Source organism: Cohnella thermotolerans DSM 17683 (genome assembly GCF_000429825.1).
Lineage (GTDB): Bacteria > Bacillota > Bacilli > Paenibacillales > Paenibacillaceae > Cohnella > Cohnella thermotolerans.
In genome coordinates, this window is record NZ_AUCP01000088.1 from 1 (window position 1) to 16,805 (window position 16,805).

Here is a 16,805-nt window from a genome sequence, read left to right on the forward strand (position 1 = left end):
GGCCCGAAGCTTGGCAGGCCATCCAAAGAACAACGTGACGCCGATGATCGAAAGCAAGAGAAGCAAGACGCTGCACAGCGCAATGCGATCGAAGGAAAGTTCGGCGAAGGCAAACGCAAGTTGGGTTTGGGCCGAATTTGCTCCCGCGGTGCTCATACAAGTTTAACTGTCATCGCTATCCAGTTTCTGGTTATGAACCTGGAACGGCGACTGCGGGTTCTTTTTTTCTCTTTTTTCAGATTCATTGCGTTCCGTCCGATTTTTTGCATGAAAACCGCAAAGAAAATCACGGTCTAGGCTCATGCGTTGGGAGCAGCTTAAATTGATCTTGTTCAGCAAGCCCTAAATACGATTCCGGATCGAGATACGCTATTATCGAAAGCGTTGCTTTATCATAATGCAGTTGCTTTGTGGGACGTTGATGGGATGGAGGAAGAGGAACTGACTCTAGCGCATAATCTGTATGGTAGGGGAATTTCCAATGTAGTCGACAGCAAATATTCTTCTCCGTCAAAAGTAACTTTTGTTAGGACAGGCACTTTGAACAGAACTACTAAGGAAAGAGTAACCATATTTATGCCGCAAATTTTGGCAGCCCAGGTTGGACGTAATGTTGCAAAGGTTTCTGTAACATGTGTGTCTAGGCCATCGGTGGATAGAACAAAGGGAACAGAATATTTAGGGGCTTATATACGGGCATCATTAAAGAAAAGTCATGTGGACGGAGTGACATTGCAGCCTGTTCAACAAGACTTCAAAGAAGGACGACAAAAATGGGATGTTTGTCAACAGTTCAGTAAAACCTTTTCTAGATTTAATGCTGGCGACTGGCAGGTCTGGCTTGAACTGTTTTCGCGTTGGGAGGATAAAAATGATGATGTTCCCTATGCCCTTGTTGTTACTATTGAGGATGTCAGCGGTTCGTTAGATGTCTACAGCGAAATTGAAGCTTTAAACAGATATAGAGCACTCAATACAATCCGGTTGAGAATAGATAATTAAAATTTCCGTAGGTTCGCGATCTATTATATGCAAATTGCTTAAATTAAGAAATGCTCAAGAGAACGTCTTCCACTATCGGGGGCGTTCTCTTTTTATATAGATACAATTCAAAAAGCCGGTTACTCTGACATGTTCAGCGCAACCGGCTTTTTGCGTGAAAGGAGAAATGTCGGATGACCAAAGTGATTGCCCTCGCCAATCAGAAAGGCGGCGTGGGCAAGACCACAACGGCGGTCAATTTGGGAATCGGTTTGGCTGCCGATGGGAAAAAGGTTTTGCTGGTCGATGCGGACGCGCAAGGCAACCTGACAGATTCGTTAGGGTTCCATGAACCGGATAATTTGTCGGTATCTTTGGCCACATTGCTGGCGAAAACGATGCTGGAAGAATCCTATGAAGCGCGGGAAGGTATTTTGTATCACCATGAAGGCGTTGACCTGATGCCAGGCAATATTGAATTGTCCGCTGTCGAGGTATCGCTCGTCAATACGATGAGCAGAGAAACAATCTTGCGTTCGTATATCGATTCGGTTAAGGCCGACTACGATTACGTACTGATCGATTGTATGCCGAGTTTGGGCATGTTGACCATCAATGCGTTGGCGGCAGCAGACAGCGTGATTATTCCCGTTCAGGCGCATTATTTGCCAGCCAAAGGAATGACTCAATTGTTGCAGACCATTGCCCGTGTACGCAGGCAGATCAATCCGAAGTTGGTTTTGGACGGCGTGCTGCTCACGATGGTAGACAGCCGGACGAAATTTGCCAAAGACATTTCCTTTATTCTTCGGCGCGACTACGGAGACAAGCTGCGCGTGTTCAACACCGAAATCCCCTTATCCGTTCGCGCGGCGGAAACAAGCGCCAAGGGGAAAAGCATCTACGTCCATGATCCGGATGGGAAAGCTGCGGGGGCTTATGCCGCCTTTACGAAGGAGGTGCAGAGCATTGGCAGCGAAAGACGACATGCGCGCCAGCATCAAACTGGCCACAGTCGCTGATTTATTCTCGACGGAGGAGAGCCGCGCCGACCAGCAGCGGGAAAAGGTATTGGACATCCTTTTATCGGAAATCAGAGATTTTCCCGACCATCCGTTCAAGGTGAAGGCGGATGAAGCGATGCTGGAAATGGCGGACAGCGTGAAGCAATACGGCGTTCTCGTTCCCGGCCTGGTACGTCCGAAGGCAGATGGCGGCTACGAAATGGTAGCCGGGCATCGGCGTAAAAAAGCGAGCGAATTGGCAGGCAGAGAAACGATGCCCTGCATTGTCCGCGAACTGGACGATGATCAGGCGACGATCATTATGGTGGACAGCAACCTGCAACGGGAAAATATTGCGCCAAGCGAGAAAGCATTCGCCTATAAGATGAAGTTGGAGGCGATGAATCGGCAAGGACAGCGAACTGACTTAACTTCCCGACAACTTGTCGGGAAGTTAGAAAGTGCCGACGTTATTGGTCGAGATGTAGGAGAAAGCGGCAGACAAATTCAGCGCTATGTCCGCCTTACCGAACTGACCCCCTCCATTCTCGAAATGGTGGACGATAAACGAATCGCCTTCAATCCGGCGGTAGAGCTTTCTTACTTGGCCGAAGAAGAACAGAAAGCCCTGTACGAAACGATGCAGTCCGAAGACTGCACACCTTCGCTGGCGCAGGCGCAGCGCATGAAAAAACTGAGCCAGGACGGGCGGCTTAACGTGGATGTCATCTTCTCGATTCTCACGGAGGAGAAGCCGAACCAGAAAGAAAAGATGACCATTCGGCGCGAGCGGATCGACCGCTTCTTCCCGAGGGACTTTACCGAAAAGCAAAAGGAAGACTTGATCGTTCAACTACTGGAAAGCTGGTATAAAAAGCGGCAACGGGAACAGGAACGTTAACCTGTGTCTGAAACGTAACGATCCGGTTCGGCAGCACTCTCCCCTAGGACGGAGAGCTTTTTTATGCCCATTTTTGGGGAGGCGATTCATGATGTATTTCACGAAAGGGAGGCGTCGTCAATATGAGCGCCTGATGCAAGAGAAGCCGGGTTTCAACCGCTTTGAGGTTTTGGAGGATGAGACCGAGGAGCCGCGCACGCGAAACAAGAAATCTCGTGAAGCCGGCCAATCAAAGCGAAGCCGGGGAACGAAGGAAGACCGCAACTTTCCAGGAAATGAGGACGGACAATGGAAGAAATAAAGCGAATGGCGGACAACTATGAAGTCGTTCAGGCCATCTCCATCGGGAAGGTGGAAGTGCTGCTTGGCATAGACGAAACCAATGCCGAACGTCCGTACATGGTTTGTACCTGCACCCGAAACAATTCGTTGGGTGTCGAGCAATTTTACGCGTTTGCAGCCGGCGCGGATTATCTTGAGGCCGTGCATGACTTTGTTTCCCGCGTGCAATGGGAACTGGAGGATCTCAAAGAAGAAAGGGCCAACGTCAAGGTCCCCCTATCTCCCCTTACCCAAACACAATGCCTGCCGATTCGCGAAGACATGCGCATTGACCACCAGGTTGTTGTCATCCGGCCGGAACGGTTGCGACCTGAATACCGCACCGCTGTTAACCAGCTTGTGCTGGCGCTAAGCGGTTTTGGCACCTCTGCCAATTCCCGAGGTCGCGCCGTCTACGTGATCAATCTGTATACCGGAGAGGAGGCTCGCTGGAATCGAGAGGATTTTATGGGTCTGATAAAACCGGAGCATATGCCTGCATGGGCGCAAGAAAAATTGGAGCAGCATCAGATTGGAACTCAGCAAAAACCGAAGCAACGTGACGAAGCCCGGTAAAGTCAATCGACAGCACTTCAATTTTGGTTTGAAAGGAGACGTGAGCGATGTCGTGGACGTATCGGCACCGCAAGGCGCTTATCATCGCGGCGATTGCCGTAAGCGTTTGTTTACTGGCTGCTGCGGCCATTTATTCTCTGATCAAGCAATCAGAGCAAGAGCAGAAACAACAGCAAATGAAGGAACATTATGAAAGGCAAATCGAAGAATTGAAAACGATAGAGGAACAATCGCGCAGAAGCGTTTGGACTGTGGCGCACACTGTTCCGGCCGGCGGCACCGTGAAGGCGGAAGACCTCAAGTCTGTTCCGCTGCCTGCGAATCTGGTGCCGCAAGGAATGATTACCGATCAGAACGCGGTCATCGGCAAAAGCGCCAAAATCGAATTAGAGCCTGGCACGCCGTTGATGCCTTCCATGCTGTACGAGGGCGCGCCGATCCCGAAGGATTTGCGGGTGCAGGAGTTTCAAGTCATTCAGCTTCCCTCCAATCTGCAAAAGGGACAGTACATCGACGTGCGAATCAACTTCCCGACTGGCGAGGATTTTGTCTTGCTGGCGAAAAAGAAAGCGCGGGAGTTGTCTGGCAATGTCATCTGGCTGGAAATGAACGAGCTGGATATATTACGGACTTCAAGCGCGATCATCGATGCCTACTTGCAAGGCGCGCGGCTGTATGCCCTGCCCTACATCGAGCCGGGCTTGCAGGAATCGGCAGTAGTCAATTATCCCGCCAATCCGAAGGTGCTCGATTTGATGGAGCATGATCCGAACCTGCTCGAAAAAGCGACAACCGAGCTTGCCCGCCAACTGCGAACGACACTGGATGACAATCTGAAGGCGATGAGCGAGTCGGACAAACTGCGCGTAACGAGCGGAAGCGTAACGGTGCAGCAACAATTGCAAAACGAACGGATTGTCACGCAGCAAGGCAATGCCATGCATGAGGCGACCCCATCGCCGCCACCGGCAGACGCAACGGCTACGGTCGATCACGAATCGCCAGCTGCGCAGCCGCTGCCCACCTCTTCCGTTCCGACAACGATGAGTGAGAATCGACCGGAAATGCCAGAGGAGCCTACATCAACTGTTTCAACAGATCCGGCGCCAGCTTCGTCGCCTGGAGAGCCTGCAAAAGTGGATAAATTGGAGCAAATTTTTAATCAGTGAAGGAGGCCGTCATGAAAAAGGTCGTATTTTTCGGCGCGCCGGACAAAAGCCACCTGCTCCTTGTGCTGGGCAAGCTGCTCACGACGATGGAGCGAAAGGTGCTGATCGTGGATTCCACCCTTGCCCAGTCCATGCAAGGCTATTTGCCGCAAGCGGAATTCGGCTGTTCGTTGCGGGAGTTTGAAGGCATCGATGTGGCGACCGGACTCATCACGCCAGCGCAATTGGAACGTTCCCTGCTTCAAGCCGGTGGCGAAACAGCATACGATGTCATGCTGCTCGACACCGATCACACCGAATTTGTGAAAGGACGGGAGTTGCCGGGCTACGACAAGCGGGTGTGGTGCAGCAATTGGAGCCGGCTCGGCATGCATAAAAACGCGGAGCTGATGCAGCGGCTGTGCCTTCACGAAGCGGTGGGCCAGCCGCTGCCGTTTTACAAACTGATTGCTCCCACTCTGCCGATCGCCATACCCGAGTCGTATATCGATTCGCTGCTGCCGCAGCAGGCTGTTCGCTGGGAGGACACCGTGTTCCGCTTTCCGCTGGACGAACGGGATATGTCGGTCGAACTGGACAACCAGCATCATGGCCGCATCGACATCAGGCGGCTGTCCGGGGCGTATCGCCGGAACGTGCTGGACATGCTGCAGCAGTTGTTTGATTGCGATGCCAAAACGGCCCGGCGGGCATGGGCGCGCTCCCGAAGGCGCGCGTAAATCAGGTAATGTTGCACGAAAGGAGATGAAGCAATGGGTTTTACCGTGGTATTCTGGAGTCCGGTTTCGGGACAGGCCGGTACGACGAGCAACCTGATCGCCGCCGCGGCGCTGCTCGGATTGGAATACTCCTCGCGCCTTTTGCTGCTTGGGCATTTGCAAAGCGAATACGCGGCCATCGAACGCGGCTTTTACCCGAGACGTTCCTGGATGAGCAGAGCGAACGCCCCGTCTGACGCGGGCATCGACGCGCTGCTCAGGCTTCTGCAAAACCGCAAGCTGGAACCGCACAGGTTGCGGGATTACACGTTGCCGCTGCTAGCCGACCGGCTCGACATCCTTCCGGGATCGAACAAGCCGGATGCATCGTTTGTTTCAGCCGCACAGGAATGGCTTGCGCCCCTTCTGGAACTGACAAGGCGCGCTTACGATCTGGTATTGCTGGACGGCGGAAGCGGCAACCTGTCGGCGTGGACACAGGCGTTGCTGCGTCAGGCGAACTTGCTGGTCGTCTGTCTGCCTCAAAACGGGCTCAAGCTGGAGCAGGTATATCCGCTAATGGAGGCGCAGCTTCACTCCAACCGGAAGCATTTGCTTGTATTCGGACAATACGATCCTCGATCCGCTTTGACTGTTCAGAATATCAAGCGTAAGTTCCATCGGCGGGAGCCTGCGTACCCGATTGTCCATAATACGGGCTGGCTGGATGCGACCCGGCAAGGGGAAGCCGTCCGTTTTCTATTTCGCAACCGACAGGTGCCGCGCAGTCATGAAAACGCTCCTTTTATGAAACAAGTACGGGCATTGGCGCAGGCGATCATCAACAACGTCGGACTGAACAAGCCTCTTTTCGGCGGGAAGGAGGACGATGACCGATGATGTTCGCGCTGAACGGCTTGCTTCTGGCGGGCATCCTCATCGCGATCGGCGTCTTGCTCTATTTGCGCATGAGCCGCCGCTTGCCGGAGCAGCCGGACGAAAAACCGGCCTACACGCTGGAAGCGATGACCACGTTTGTGAAAGAGGCGCTGCACGAGATGACGAGCAGCAGCCTGATCGACTTCGGCTTGTCGGAAGAAGAATACCGCCGTCGCAAAAACAAGCGCGCAGAACTCAAGAAAGCGCTGCGGGGCTGCACGTCCGGAGATTTGCGGGACAAGGCGTATGTGAAGCAGGTAATTGCCGATTTGCTCGAACAGCGCTACAATCTGGACGACAATAACCTGAATCGGCTTCTGCCGTTTGATGACCCGCAGGCGCTCTCACCGCAAGATCAGTTTGACATCCTGCTCTATCTGTTTAAGAAACAACATCGGTTGAGAGCACTAGACGAACTGATTCAAAAATACGAATTGGATCGCCCCAAACGGAGTATGGAAGACGAAGAAACCGAGTCATATCGGATTACCGCCGACGAAATCCGCGACATTTACAAGCGGGAAGCGCGCAAGCTGTCTGCCGAGGACAAAATGCAGATCGTTGTGCAGCGGATCTATCAGCAATACAAAGGATTCAGCGTCATCGACGAAATCCGCGACATGAAAATCGACGGCGTATCGGGCGGCGTCTCCGGCATCCCGCCCTCGATGTGGGAAGGCGAGTGGAGCCTGGAGGAAGAAGCGCAACTGCGTCAGGTGCCGAGGTCGCATGACAGCGAGTGGCTATTTTATAAAGGGAAATCCATTCATTTGAGCTTTCTGTCCTTCGGCTCGGAGCAAGAACTGAGGCGCGTGTGCCAGAACGTGTACAAGCATAATTTTCCCGGCCAATTGTCTGAGGCCAACGGCTTTAAGGTGAACGAAATGGCCGATGGCTCCCGCGTCGTCGTGCTGCGCCCCCGGTTCAGCGAATCGTGGGCTTTTTTTGTGCGAAAATTCGATGTGCAAAACGCCGCGCTGGAACAATTGATTCAGGACGACCATGCGGAGCTTCCCATCGGGCTGATCAGATATCTGGTCATGGGCGAGCGCATCACGGCCATCACCGGCGCGCAGGGCAGCGGCAAGACGACGCTGCTCATGGCTATGGTGCGCTACATTCCGGCCATCTTGCCGATCCGGGTGCAGGAAATGAGCTTTGAGCTTCAGCTGCGGAAAATTTACCGGGAACGCAACATTTTAAGCTTGCGGGAAACGGAAACGATCTCCGGGCAGGACGGGCTGGACATCCAGAAAAAAACGGACGGTTCGGTCAATATTTTGGGAGAAGTGGCGACCGACCCGGTTGCCGCCTGGATGGTGCAGATGGCGCAGGTGGCATCGCTGTTTACGCTGTTTACGCATCATGCCAAAACGTTCCGCGATCTCGTCTATTCGCTGCGCAACTCGCTGCTGAAGACAGGGGTGTTTACGAACGAAAAAGTGGCCGAGCAGCAGGTCGTCAGCGTCATCAACTTCGACATTCACCTCAGGCGGGACGCGGACGGACATCGCTACATCGAACGGATTACCGAATGCGTTCCGGTGGAGCAGGAGACGGCCTATCCGGAGACGTTCCGCCACAAAACGACGACCGAGGAGAAAATGACGGCGTTCATGGAGACGATGCTGGAATATTTCCGCCGATCGACGGACCGCCCGCTTTATGTCGCGCGGAACGTCATCGAATACCGAGACGGACGCTATGTCGCCGTTCATCCGTTGTCCGAGCGAAGCCGAAAGGAAATCGCCGCATGCCTCGCCGGGCCGGACCAGGCGGCGTTCGAGGCGTTTTTGGCGGTTCACTGGGGGGATCGCGATGAAGCTTGAATGGCTGTCCCTGTTGCTGGGCGCAGCGACGGTATTGTTCCTCGCGATGGTGGCGGCGTTTCAATGGGTATCCCGCCACGGTTCGGATGTGGAGGCCATTCGGCGGTATGAAGCGCTGCGCAAGCCCGGAAAAGCCCGCAAAAAGCAAGCGCTCCACAGCGTGTTGCAGCAGTTGTATCGCCTATGCGAACGCGTGCCGGTCCTGCGCGCTTATTTGCACCAACTTCGCAAACGAATGACCATTCTCCAGCTTGGCGACGAATGGAAGCTGCGGTTGGAGACGATGAAGACGGCGCTTCTCATATGGGGCGTGCTGCTCGCGGCGGCTGTTCCGCTGGCGCTCGGCGTGCGCGACCCGGCCGCGCTCGGCATGATTGGCATCGGCTTCTGGGTTGGCCACGGGATCTTTTCGGACAACCTGATCCATCGGCTGGAGACGCGACTGCTTCGGCAACTCCGGCATTTTTTTTCGGATGTGCGTCATCATTATCATCGTCATGGCATGGTGGAAGAAGCCATTTATGAAGCGGCGGACGGCGCGCCGTATGAGATGGCGCTGCACGGACACGAAATATACGAAGTGCTCACGGCAAGCGACGCCGAGCAGCGGCTGGCGCAATATATCGAGAGCGCGCCGAACCGCTATTTGCAGGGCTTGGCCGGGCTGTCGCATCTGGTGAAGGAATACGGCGACAAACGAACCGCAGCCGGTTCCGTGTACTTGAAGACGATCGGCAAGCTCGCGACCGAACTGAATCTGGAACTGCTGCGCCGCGAGCGCCTCAGTTTCCTGTTGCAAGGACTGACCGCCATCGCGCTGTTGCCGCTGCTGTTTACCCGGCCGATCGAAGCTTGGGCCAGCCATTACTTTCCGGCCATGGACGCCTTTTATGCGAGCACGACCGGCTGGATCGTGAAAATCGGCCTGATGGCGGTCGTATGGCTGTCCTACGTCTTGCTGCGGAACATTCAGAAGCTGGACGCGAGTCCAAAACCAACCGGCCGAAAAAGATGGGAGAAACGGGTTTACGAATGGCCGTGGATGCGCTGGCTTGTGCATCGTTTCGGTCCCGCCCCCGGTTCCCGGGAAGCTGACCGCATGGTCAAGCTGCTGAAAGACACCGCATCGCCGCTTCGGCTGGAATGGCTCTATGTGCAGCGCATCGTGGCGGGGGGCATGGCTTTTCTGGCAGTGCTCGGGATGTTTATGGCGCTTCATGCCGCAAGCCGGCATCAAATCCTGTATGCGCCGGTAAAGCCGGGCATCCTGTTCGGCCAACTTTCGCCGGAGGAGGAAGCCAAGGCGCGCGAGGCGGCGGCGCTCGATCGCCGCATCATCGATCGCGCAAAGGAGGTGAAGCACCGTACCGAAGAAACGGTGATGGCCCTGCTCCGCAGTGAATTACTGACGACGAATCAGGACGATCAGCTTCGCGCCGCGGCTCGGCGCATTATGGGCAAGCTCACGAAGCTGGACAATCAGTATGTGAAGTGGTGGGAGGCGCTCCTCGCCGCTCTCGCGGGATGGGGCGGCTACGCCATGCCGGTCGGCGTTCGGATGTTCCAACGGCGCATGCGGCAGATGGAGATGAAGCATGAAGTGGACCAGCTGCATGCCGTCATCGCCATGCTGGCGGATCTGGACCGGATGTCGGTCGAGCATCTGCTCATCTGGATGGAACAGTTTGCCCGCGTGTTCAAGGAACCGCTGCAAACCTGCTTGCTCCATTTCGAACAGGGCGCGGATCAGGCGCTGGCGCAGCTGAAAGAGGATGCGCCGTTTGTGCCGTTCGTCCGCACGGTGGAAAAGCTGGAACTGGCGGCGCAAAGTTTGCCGATTCGGGAAGCGTTCGACGACCTGGAGTCGGAACAGGCTTACGCGCAGGAGCAGCGCAAACAGGAGTACGAGCAATTGATCGAGCAAAAGGCAGGCTGGGGAAAATGGATCGGGTTTGCGCCGATGATGGCCCTCATTTTCGGCTATCTGGTCATTCCGCTCGTCATCGTCAGCTTGCACCAGATGTCCGTTTACTACGAACAGCTTCAGCGCATTCAGTAAGCGGACAGGTTGCGGCGCTTTCCAAACGGGAAGTGTCTTTTTTTATTTCGAATTTCATTTGAAGGAGAGATCGGTTCATGTCCAACGCGCAAAAAGCACTCGTGATGGCGGCAGGCATTTTTCTTGCCATCGCGCTCATTACCCTCGCGGTCGTGCTGTTTATTTCCGCGCAAGACTCCACCAAGGCGGCGCAAAGCAATTTCAGCAATATCCAGACAGAGCTGTCGCAAACGGCGTTTACGGTGTACGACAACACGACGTTGTCGGGCAGTCAGGTGGTCAACGCGCTGCGCAAGTTCAGCGATCAAGATCAGTTCGGCATCCAGATCGTCACCGGGAAAAATCCGGCGGGTCAGTGGTACGGCAAAGTCATCAACACGGGTGTTCCGATCGACAGCGTAACCTACGGCTCAGTAGTTGGTGAAGCACCGGGGCAACTGAGCCATGCGCTCGATGAGGCGAATATCAACTACGTCAATCCGAGCGGCAAATTTCGGGCGCAACTGGTGCACGACAGCAGCAACGTCATTCGCGGCATCGTGTTTCGTCAGCAGTAAGCGCCCTTACTGACATCACAACTTGACGGGGCGTCCTTTCGGGTATAGACGGACGCCCCGGCGTTTTCAAGGAGGAAGCCGATGGAACATGCACCCAGAACGATGCTGGAAATGAGCGTGGCCTGTCTTCTCTTTCTGATGGCCGTAACGAGCGGACTGCTGCTCTTTCAAACCGGGGCCGCGCTGAACGCCACCGCCTATGTGTCGGGAAAGTCGCTGGACCGCAACATGCAGATGACGTTTTCGCCGATTGCCGGCGACGGCACCGTATCCGGCGCAGAAGTAGCGCAATCCGTTGCCCGGCTGGAGACGGGAGACGCGGAAATTGTGGTGGACGGCGTTCGATACGCGCCGCCGCTCGATCGGGACCGGTTCGTCCCCGCCGGCATTCGCCTGAATGCCCGGTATACGGCGGTCGCCCAGCGGGATGCGTCCGGACAACTGGTGCGCCTCATTTTCGCTTTACGCTAAGGAGAATGCCATGAACAGTTTCTCGAAAGTTTTCGCGGTGCTCATTGCCGTTCTATTGCTCTATCTCTACCCCATTTCCGCAGCCTTCGACCAGCAGGACGATATTTCGGAGCTGGTCGTCTTGAAGGCGACGACGACGTTTGTGGATGCGGTGCGGGACAAAGGCTTTGTGTCGCCGACCATGTATATGGACTTTATGGAGGCGATTGCGGCAACGGGCAACACCTTCGATGTGCAAATGGAACACGGCAGCAAAAAGTACGTGCCGGTTTACGACGACCCGACAAGGCCGGATACGTTTCGGGGCAGCTACGAAGTGCACTACGACCTATTTTACAACGCGCAGATTTTGCCTGTGCTCTTCCCGAACAGCGCGTCAGCAAAAGACGATCCGGCGCGACGCTACAAGCTGCGGGTCGGCGACACGTTTGCGGTCACGGTCAAAAACACGAACCGGACTCCCGGCACGATCCTGTTCGATTTCCTGAACCAGGCCATCAGTCCGAACGAAAAAATCTTCATTCCTTACGGCGGGGTGGTGCGCAATGAGGCTGATTGAATGGGCCATTGTCGGGGCGCTCGTTTTCCTGCCGTTTGCGACCGTGAACCGGATCGAGGTCGAAACGCAGCGGAAGGCGCTATTGACCGAGCTGCGCTATAACGCCGCGCTGGACGCAGCAGTGGATGACGCGGCGCGGATGTTGACCGTCAATACCGACCAGCAGCGGGAGACGCAATACGAATCGGCCAAGCGGGTGGCGCTGAACAAGGACGAGGCGATAGCCGCTTTTTTTCGGACGCTGTACGCAAGCTTCGGCATTGCCGACGATCCCGTTTCGCAAGGCGTACTCAACCGGTATATCCCGGCTATTGTCGTGATTGGATACGACGGTTTTTACGTCTATGCCGAGGAGGAGTGGACGGGTGCCGACGGGAAAACGGAACGGAAACCGGTTTGGGGAGCAAAGAGACCGTATGCCTACGCCGATCAAACGGGCAACAGCCTTTCGTTCACGCTGGACGATTTCGTCCTCGCTTACGATGCGGGCAGCCGGAGCTGGCACGAAGGCTTGCGGGCCGACGTCGGGCAGCAGACGAATATTGCGCTATTAAAGGATGCGGAGCGATTTGAGCAGGTGCGCCGGAGCACCATCGTCCGCGCAATTGAAGACGAACTCGCGTACCGGATCAACAAACACAACGAATCGGTTTCCCGATACGGCTTTACTTACACCTTCATGCTGCCGACCATTTCGAAGGAGGAATGGCACAATACCGTGGATGACGTCGGGGTGCTTGCCTTTATCCAGGGCATTCCGATGGGAGGCAAGTTTTACAACAATTACGCCCTCGGCGGAAGCCGCGTGCTCAAGAAGCCGGAGATTGTCGGGGCCAGAAAAGGAAGCATGAAGGTGTATTACCGCAGCGCATGCGGCTTTACTTATCCGGTGGAAGAGACGTTTTCCAGCGAACAAGCGGCTGCTCAAAAAGGCTATATGCCGCTGGAATGTCCTGTCTCGCCATCTTAACGAGACGGCGGCGATTTCGGAAAGTAGACACGCCGTCAGATCGGCTCTATGATGAACCTGACAGTCGAAATCTTCCAAACTTGTCATGATCCCTATGAAGAGAGGAGCGAATGGCGTGAGAAAATGGGTATTTTCAGGACTTGTCGCCGCGATGATTTGCAGCTTGTTCACCGTAACGGCAAGCGCGGCGAGCAACCCTCCGTCCTTTGTCAGCGTCGTCATGGACGGACAAAAAATCTGGTTTCCCGATGCGCAAGCATTTGTCGATGAAAACAACCGGACGCTCGTGCCGGTTCGATTCATCGCGGAACAGATGGGCGCAAACGTAGGCTGGGAGCCCAAAACGATGACCGTACCGATTGAGCGGGACGACCTGCATATTGTGCTTACGATCGGCGATAGCAAGGCGCTCGTCAATGGTAAAGAAATGGCCTTCGATTCGAAGGCGATCACCAGCGGCGGCCGGACGTTTGTCCCGCTGCGTTTTGTCAGCGAAGCGCTGGGGGCGGAAGTGAATTGGGATAGCCCGACATCGACCGTATTTATTTCTACACAAGAAGAAGCCAATGAGAAGTATGATGAATGGGGCCGTCTGATTCGCGCAACCAACCTGCCCAAGAATGCGCAAGATTATCCTTATATACTTGCCGATGTGCCGAATGAAGCGTATGAGATGGCCTATCCCTACTCGCATCCTACGGACAGCAAAGTTTCATCGGTATTGTATTCAACCATACCGGAATTCAATAAGAAAAACGTGGATATATGGATGAGCCAACTGAAAACGTTTGGTGCACTTTGGCTGAACGTAGATTACAAAACGATTGACGACACGTGGGCGCAGGCGGTATTCGCCACGAAAATGCAAAGCTCCAATGCGGAATTGAAATACATCCAGCGGTATGTGGATTGGGTTAAAGAAAACAAGATTCAAATTGAAGGATACCTTGATCCCGAGCCTTCCATGATTTATAAAGACGGGTTTGGAAATAATTATGTACGTTCCAAGTTCAGAATCAAATTCAACTCATTCACGGAAAGTAAAAATTTGCTGTACGATGAGCGGTTCCCCAATGATCGCAAACTCGATAAGCAGGTTTGGTACGAAGGTTACGCGGATATTTCCCTTTCCACGAATGTTGGCGGCGATTGGGGCAGTACATTGAAAGTCGATCCGGGAGCCAGTTTATTCCGCAATTATTTCATCAGAAAGGCGGACTCGGAATAGATGAAGAGAAACAAATTCATAAAATCGGCGTTGAGCGTGCTTCTGGCATGCTCTTTTTTATTATCGGGTTTTCCTTTCACAGCGAAAGCCGAAATCCCAAAAGTAAGAACCGAGGCAGGAAAAATCAGCTTTGAAATCACAAGTACGGCTGCAACGTCATCCATTAAATACAGAACTGTGGGTTGGACGGTGCGCCGTGACCAATTATGTTCGAATACGACGCCCAAGCAGTGCGGCGATCCGAGAAGCGGCCAACACGCTTCTTTTTTGGACCAGCAAGTACGGCAAGTAGGACAGGAACCGAATCCGCCCATCCCCGGCCAGCCTGTCACGACCTATTACGAAGTTAGCGAGGCGCTCGTCACGGAAGGTATGTGGAAAGCGGGCATGGGCGACATCAAAGACAACGACGACTTATATTTGTATGCCATCATGGTGTCCATCGACGGAAAAGGCAACGTGCGCAAAGGGCCCTTTTATACGCTGGATGAGATCAAGAGGGCCGAACCTTGGGCGCATCCGGACGACTTGGACGATTATTTCGGCATCCATGTACCCTATCGAAGCGCGGAATTTCCCGTCGATGTCATTGCGAAAACCTTAGGCGGCAAAGTCATTCAAAATCCGGAAGTTACGTTTCAAAAGGGCAAGTACAAAATAGGTGAAACAATCAATCATGAATTTCCCGAAACGATCGAGGATAACGGAAAAACGTATACGATCGTTCGATCCTATTTGTCGCCTAAGCAGGACCCGACGCGGAAAGACTGGCTGCAAGAAGACCCGGAAACCAATCCGAAGGTGCGAACGCGAAGCTTTACGGTTGCGCTGGGCGGGACAGATGCCATCGCCGAATATGCGGAGAACAATCCGGTGAAGGCCATTTATCAGAAGGAAGACGGCACCAAACTCAAAGAAGTGGACAAAGGCGTTTTCGCAACCGGCGATGAAGCGAACCATACGTTCGAAGGACAAATCACTTCCGGATCCCTAATGGAATGGCGATAATGCCAACAATAAGACCTGAAATGAGATCCTTACGGAGAGCTGCTGCATGGTATCCCTCAAAACGTCCCTTCCATTTCATCTGAGTTACCTTCTCTTCTTAAAATATTTGATTATTTGAATATATGTGAAATGTTACTCCTGTCATCGAACAATGTCAATCGTGAAAATCCAACATCCCTCAGCATGTTTTCGGTTGAATAACGAAAAAACAAGGTGATCCCTGTGGTTACACGAATTCCCTTGTTTTTCGTTTATGATTCATTTCGAATGACCTCAAGTAATGAAATGGCATCAACGAGATGATTATCGAAGATCTGCTTTGTGACAACGAGCAGGTCTTTAATCAGTGGATCACGTAACGAATAAATGACAGAAGTGCCATCTTTTAAGCTTGTCACCACATTTTTATTTCGTAATACCGCCAACTGCTGAGAAACGGATGAACCTTCTGAGCCCAAAATACTCTGTATTTCATTTACATTTTTATCTCCTTCACTCAGAACCTCCAGGATTCGAATCCGCATGGGATGCGCCAGCGCCTTAAAAAAATCGGCTTTAAACTGTTGGATATTTTGATTCACGGCTAACGCCTCCTTAATCGTTATACTTTTGAATATATGAATATCATAACACAACTTTACCCAAAAACATTCTGAAAAGAAGGGCATACCGGCGCATGGATTGTGATTGGGTTGCCTATACAATACACTTTATATTCAAATACCAAATTATTTGATTAAAATAACATAAGGAGTGGATACGAATGCCGGACTTTACGAGTAATGACTCATCACATCAAGAGTCGTCATCCTCTCATGAATTGACTACACCTTTCATGCAGGAAAGCAGACAAACCGCGGCTTCACCCGAGGCGAGCAAAATTGTGCGACTAAAACAATTGCATTGTCCAAAACGGAAGGGAATTATTCCGTTGGGTGATGCGAACCAATCCAATTTGATTCATTCTTTGAAAGAATCTCTGATTTGTGTTCGATGGTAGGTGATGAAGCGACTCGCCCAATGTTTGGGCGTACAGCTCTGCCGGTGCCTCGACATACTTTGCCATGTATGGAATGACTGCTTTGGGCACTTCGAATTTATAGAAGGGGAATCCCAGAACAACATACCCAACCGAGTCTCCCCGAATTATTGCCGACTTCGTTAGGAAGAATCGTAAAATGCTTAATTAAGTTATAGTCTCAAGTAGTGGTGTAAAATTGCGCCGAGCTTCTTGACAAGGGAAGCCACGGTATGATTTCTACTAAAGTGACGCGACTCTACTTTAGAAGGAGGATCAAACCGTGGCTTCTATAGATAGAATGTCACTTTTAGAGCTGTTGCGCAAGTCTGGTTCTGATGGTGATGTTGATTTTCTTAAAGAAGCTCTGAATGTGCTGGTTCATTCGTTGATGGAGGCGGAGGTAGCGGCCCAGATCGGCGCCGAGCGTTATGAACGAAACACCGAAAGAACCAATCAGCGGAACGGATACCGGCACCGGGAGTGGCATACCCGGGTTGGAACGCTTGACCTAAAT

General features: G+C 53.1%; 19 protein-coding genes. 18 read left to right on the plus strand and 1 reads right to left on the minus strand.

Features of this window, described 5'->3' with window-relative positions:
* The 17 genes from G485_RS26790 to G485_RS29990 all read left to right on the plus strand — a co-directional run.
* The coding region (locus G485_RS26790; protein WP_156922093.1) for a transposase at positions 1-297 on the plus strand (297 nt) is incomplete at its 5' end.
* A gap of 129 nt (positions 298-426) precedes the next feature.
* The gene (locus tag G485_RS29240; RefSeq protein WP_205620156.1) at positions 427-1,002 is read left to right on the plus strand and encodes a hypothetical protein; all 576 of its coding nucleotides are present in this window, start codon (positions 427-429) and stop codon (positions 1,000-1,002) included.
* A gap of 173 nt (positions 1,003-1,175) precedes the next feature.
* Positions 1,176-2,003, plus strand: a complete 828-nt coding sequence (locus G485_RS0115430) for a ParA family protein (RefSeq protein WP_027093293.1) — start codon at positions 1,176-1,178, stop codon at positions 2,001-2,003.
* Entirely contained in the window at positions 1,951-2,886 is a 936-nt protein-coding gene (locus G485_RS0115435; RefSeq protein ID WP_476695856.1) for a ParB/RepB/Spo0J family partition protein, read from the plus strand. Before G485_RS0115430 ends, G485_RS0115435 begins: the two co-directional genes overlap by 53 nt.
* 88 nt (positions 2,887-2,974) lie before the next feature.
* Positions 2,975-3,187, plus strand: a complete 213-nt coding sequence (locus tag G485_RS0115440) for a hypothetical protein (protein WP_027093295.1) — start codon at positions 2,975-2,977, stop codon at positions 3,185-3,187.
* Entirely contained in the window at positions 3,175-3,783 is a 609-nt protein-coding gene (locus tag G485_RS0115445; protein WP_027093296.1) for a hypothetical protein, read from the plus strand. The genes G485_RS0115440 and G485_RS0115445 overlap by 13 nt, the downstream gene beginning before the upstream one ends.
* Positions 3,784-3,830: 47 nt before the next feature.
* Positions 3,831-4,952, plus strand: a complete 1,122-nt coding sequence (locus G485_RS0115450; RefSeq protein WP_027093297.1) for an SAF domain-containing protein — start codon at positions 3,831-3,833, stop codon at positions 4,950-4,952.
* A gap of 11 nt (positions 4,953-4,963) precedes the next feature.
* Positions 4,964-5,671 carry a hypothetical protein gene (locus tag G485_RS0115455; RefSeq protein WP_027093298.1) on the plus strand — a complete coding sequence of 236 codons (708 nt, stop codon included), beginning with the start codon at positions 4,964-4,966 and terminating at the stop codon, positions 5,669-5,671.
* 33 nt (positions 5,672-5,704) lie between these two features.
* Complete coding sequence (locus G485_RS0115460) at positions 5,705-6,550, plus strand: P-loop NTPase family protein (protein WP_027093299.1); 846 nt, start codon at positions 5,705-5,707, stop codon at positions 6,548-6,550.
* Positions 6,547-8,418: an ATPase, T2SS/T4P/T4SS family gene (locus G485_RS0115465; protein WP_027093300.1), complete on the plus strand. Its 1,872-nt coding sequence runs from the start codon at positions 6,547-6,549 to the stop codon at positions 8,416-8,418. The genes G485_RS0115460 and G485_RS0115465 overlap by 4 nt, the downstream gene beginning before the upstream one ends.
* Positions 8,408-10,477 (plus strand): hypothetical protein, encoded by a 2,070-nt coding sequence (locus G485_RS0115470; protein ID WP_035156550.1) that lies wholly within the window; start codon positions 8,408-8,410, stop codon positions 10,475-10,477. Before G485_RS0115465 ends, G485_RS0115470 begins: the two co-directional genes overlap by 11 nt.
* A gap of 77 nt (positions 10,478-10,554) precedes the next feature.
* The gene (locus G485_RS0115475; protein ID WP_027093301.1) at positions 10,555-11,034 is read left to right on the plus strand and encodes a hypothetical protein; all 480 of its coding nucleotides are present in this window, start codon (positions 10,555-10,557) and stop codon (positions 11,032-11,034) included.
* An 81-nt stretch (positions 11,035-11,115) separates the two neighbouring features.
* On the plus strand, positions 11,116-11,505 hold the full coding sequence (locus tag G485_RS0115480; RefSeq protein WP_027093302.1) for a hypothetical protein: 390 nt from the start codon (positions 11,116-11,118) through the stop codon (positions 11,503-11,505).
* Positions 11,506-11,515: 10 nt separating this feature from the next.
* On the plus strand, positions 11,516-12,064 hold the full coding sequence (locus tag G485_RS0115485; protein WP_027093303.1) for a hypothetical protein: 549 nt from the start codon (positions 11,516-11,518) through the stop codon (positions 12,062-12,064).
* Complete coding sequence (locus G485_RS0115490) at positions 12,051-13,034, plus strand: hypothetical protein (RefSeq protein ID WP_027093304.1); 984 nt, start codon at positions 12,051-12,053, stop codon at positions 13,032-13,034. The genes G485_RS0115485 and G485_RS0115490 overlap by 14 nt, the downstream gene beginning before the upstream one ends.
* Positions 13,035-13,149: 115 nt before the next feature.
* Positions 13,150-14,262: a copper amine oxidase N-terminal domain-containing protein gene (locus G485_RS26795; protein WP_051318328.1), complete on the plus strand. Its 1,113-nt coding sequence runs from the start codon at positions 13,150-13,152 to the stop codon at positions 14,260-14,262.
* Positions 14,263-15,270, plus strand: coding sequence for a hypothetical protein (locus G485_RS29990; protein ID WP_156922386.1), 1,008 nt, complete (start codon positions 14,263-14,265; stop codon positions 15,268-15,270).
* Between the two features lie 251 nt (positions 15,271-15,521).
* Here the strand turns inward: G485_RS29990 and G485_RS0115505 are convergent, their stop codons facing one another.
* Positions 15,522-15,851: an ArsR/SmtB family transcription factor gene (locus G485_RS0115505; RefSeq protein ID WP_027093306.1), complete on the minus strand. Its 330-nt coding sequence runs from the start codon at positions 15,849-15,851 to the stop codon at positions 15,522-15,524.
* 720 nt (positions 15,852-16,571) lie between these two features.
* Between G485_RS0115505 and G485_RS29245 the strand changes: the two genes are divergently transcribed.
* Positions 16,572-16,805, plus strand: a 234-nt coding sequence (locus tag G485_RS29245) for a transposase (RefSeq protein ID WP_027093307.1), incomplete at its 3' end; no start/stop codon positions are given.

What these genes read in the sequence shown, in the direction of transcription:
- G485_RS29240 (WP_205620156.1), top strand. Translation starts at nt 427, where the DNA reads ATGGAGGAAGAGGAACTGACTCTAGCGCATAATCTGTATGGTAGGGGA.
- G485_RS0115430 (WP_027093293.1), top strand. Translation starts at nt 1,176, where the DNA reads ATGACCAAAGTGATTGCCCTCGCCAATCAGAAAGGCGGCGTGGGCAAG.
- G485_RS0115440 (WP_027093295.1), top strand. Translation starts at nt 2,975, where the DNA reads ATGATGTATTTCACGAAAGGGAGGCGTCGTCAATATGAGCGCCTGATG.
- G485_RS0115445 (WP_027093296.1), top strand. Translation starts at nt 3,175, where the DNA reads ATGGAAGAAATAAAGCGAATGGCGGACAACTATGAAGTCGTTCAGGCC.
- G485_RS0115450 (WP_027093297.1), top strand. Translation starts at nt 3,831, where the DNA reads ATGTCGTGGACGTATCGGCACCGCAAGGCGCTTATCATCGCGGCGATT.
- G485_RS0115455 (WP_027093298.1), top strand. Translation starts at nt 4,964, where the DNA reads ATGAAAAAGGTCGTATTTTTCGGCGCGCCGGACAAAAGCCACCTGCTC.
- G485_RS0115460 (WP_027093299.1), top strand. Translation starts at nt 5,705, where the DNA reads ATGGGTTTTACCGTGGTATTCTGGAGTCCGGTTTCGGGACAGGCCGGT.
- G485_RS0115465 (WP_027093300.1), top strand. Translation starts at nt 6,547, where the DNA reads ATGATGTTCGCGCTGAACGGCTTGCTTCTGGCGGGCATCCTCATCGCG.
- G485_RS0115470 (WP_035156550.1), top strand. Translation starts at nt 8,408, where the DNA reads ATGAAGCTTGAATGGCTGTCCCTGTTGCTGGGCGCAGCGACGGTATTG.
- G485_RS0115475 (WP_027093301.1), top strand. Translation starts at nt 10,555, where the DNA reads ATGTCCAACGCGCAAAAAGCACTCGTGATGGCGGCAGGCATTTTTCTT.
- G485_RS0115480 (WP_027093302.1), top strand. Translation starts at nt 11,116, where the DNA reads ATGGAACATGCACCCAGAACGATGCTGGAAATGAGCGTGGCCTGTCTT.
- G485_RS0115485 (WP_027093303.1), top strand. Translation starts at nt 11,516, where the DNA reads ATGAACAGTTTCTCGAAAGTTTTCGCGGTGCTCATTGCCGTTCTATTG.
- G485_RS0115490 (WP_027093304.1), top strand. Translation starts at nt 12,051, where the DNA reads ATGAGGCTGATTGAATGGGCCATTGTCGGGGCGCTCGTTTTCCTGCCG.
- G485_RS29990 (WP_156922386.1), top strand. Translation starts at nt 14,263, where the DNA reads ATGAAGAGAAACAAATTCATAAAATCGGCGTTGAGCGTGCTTCTGGCA.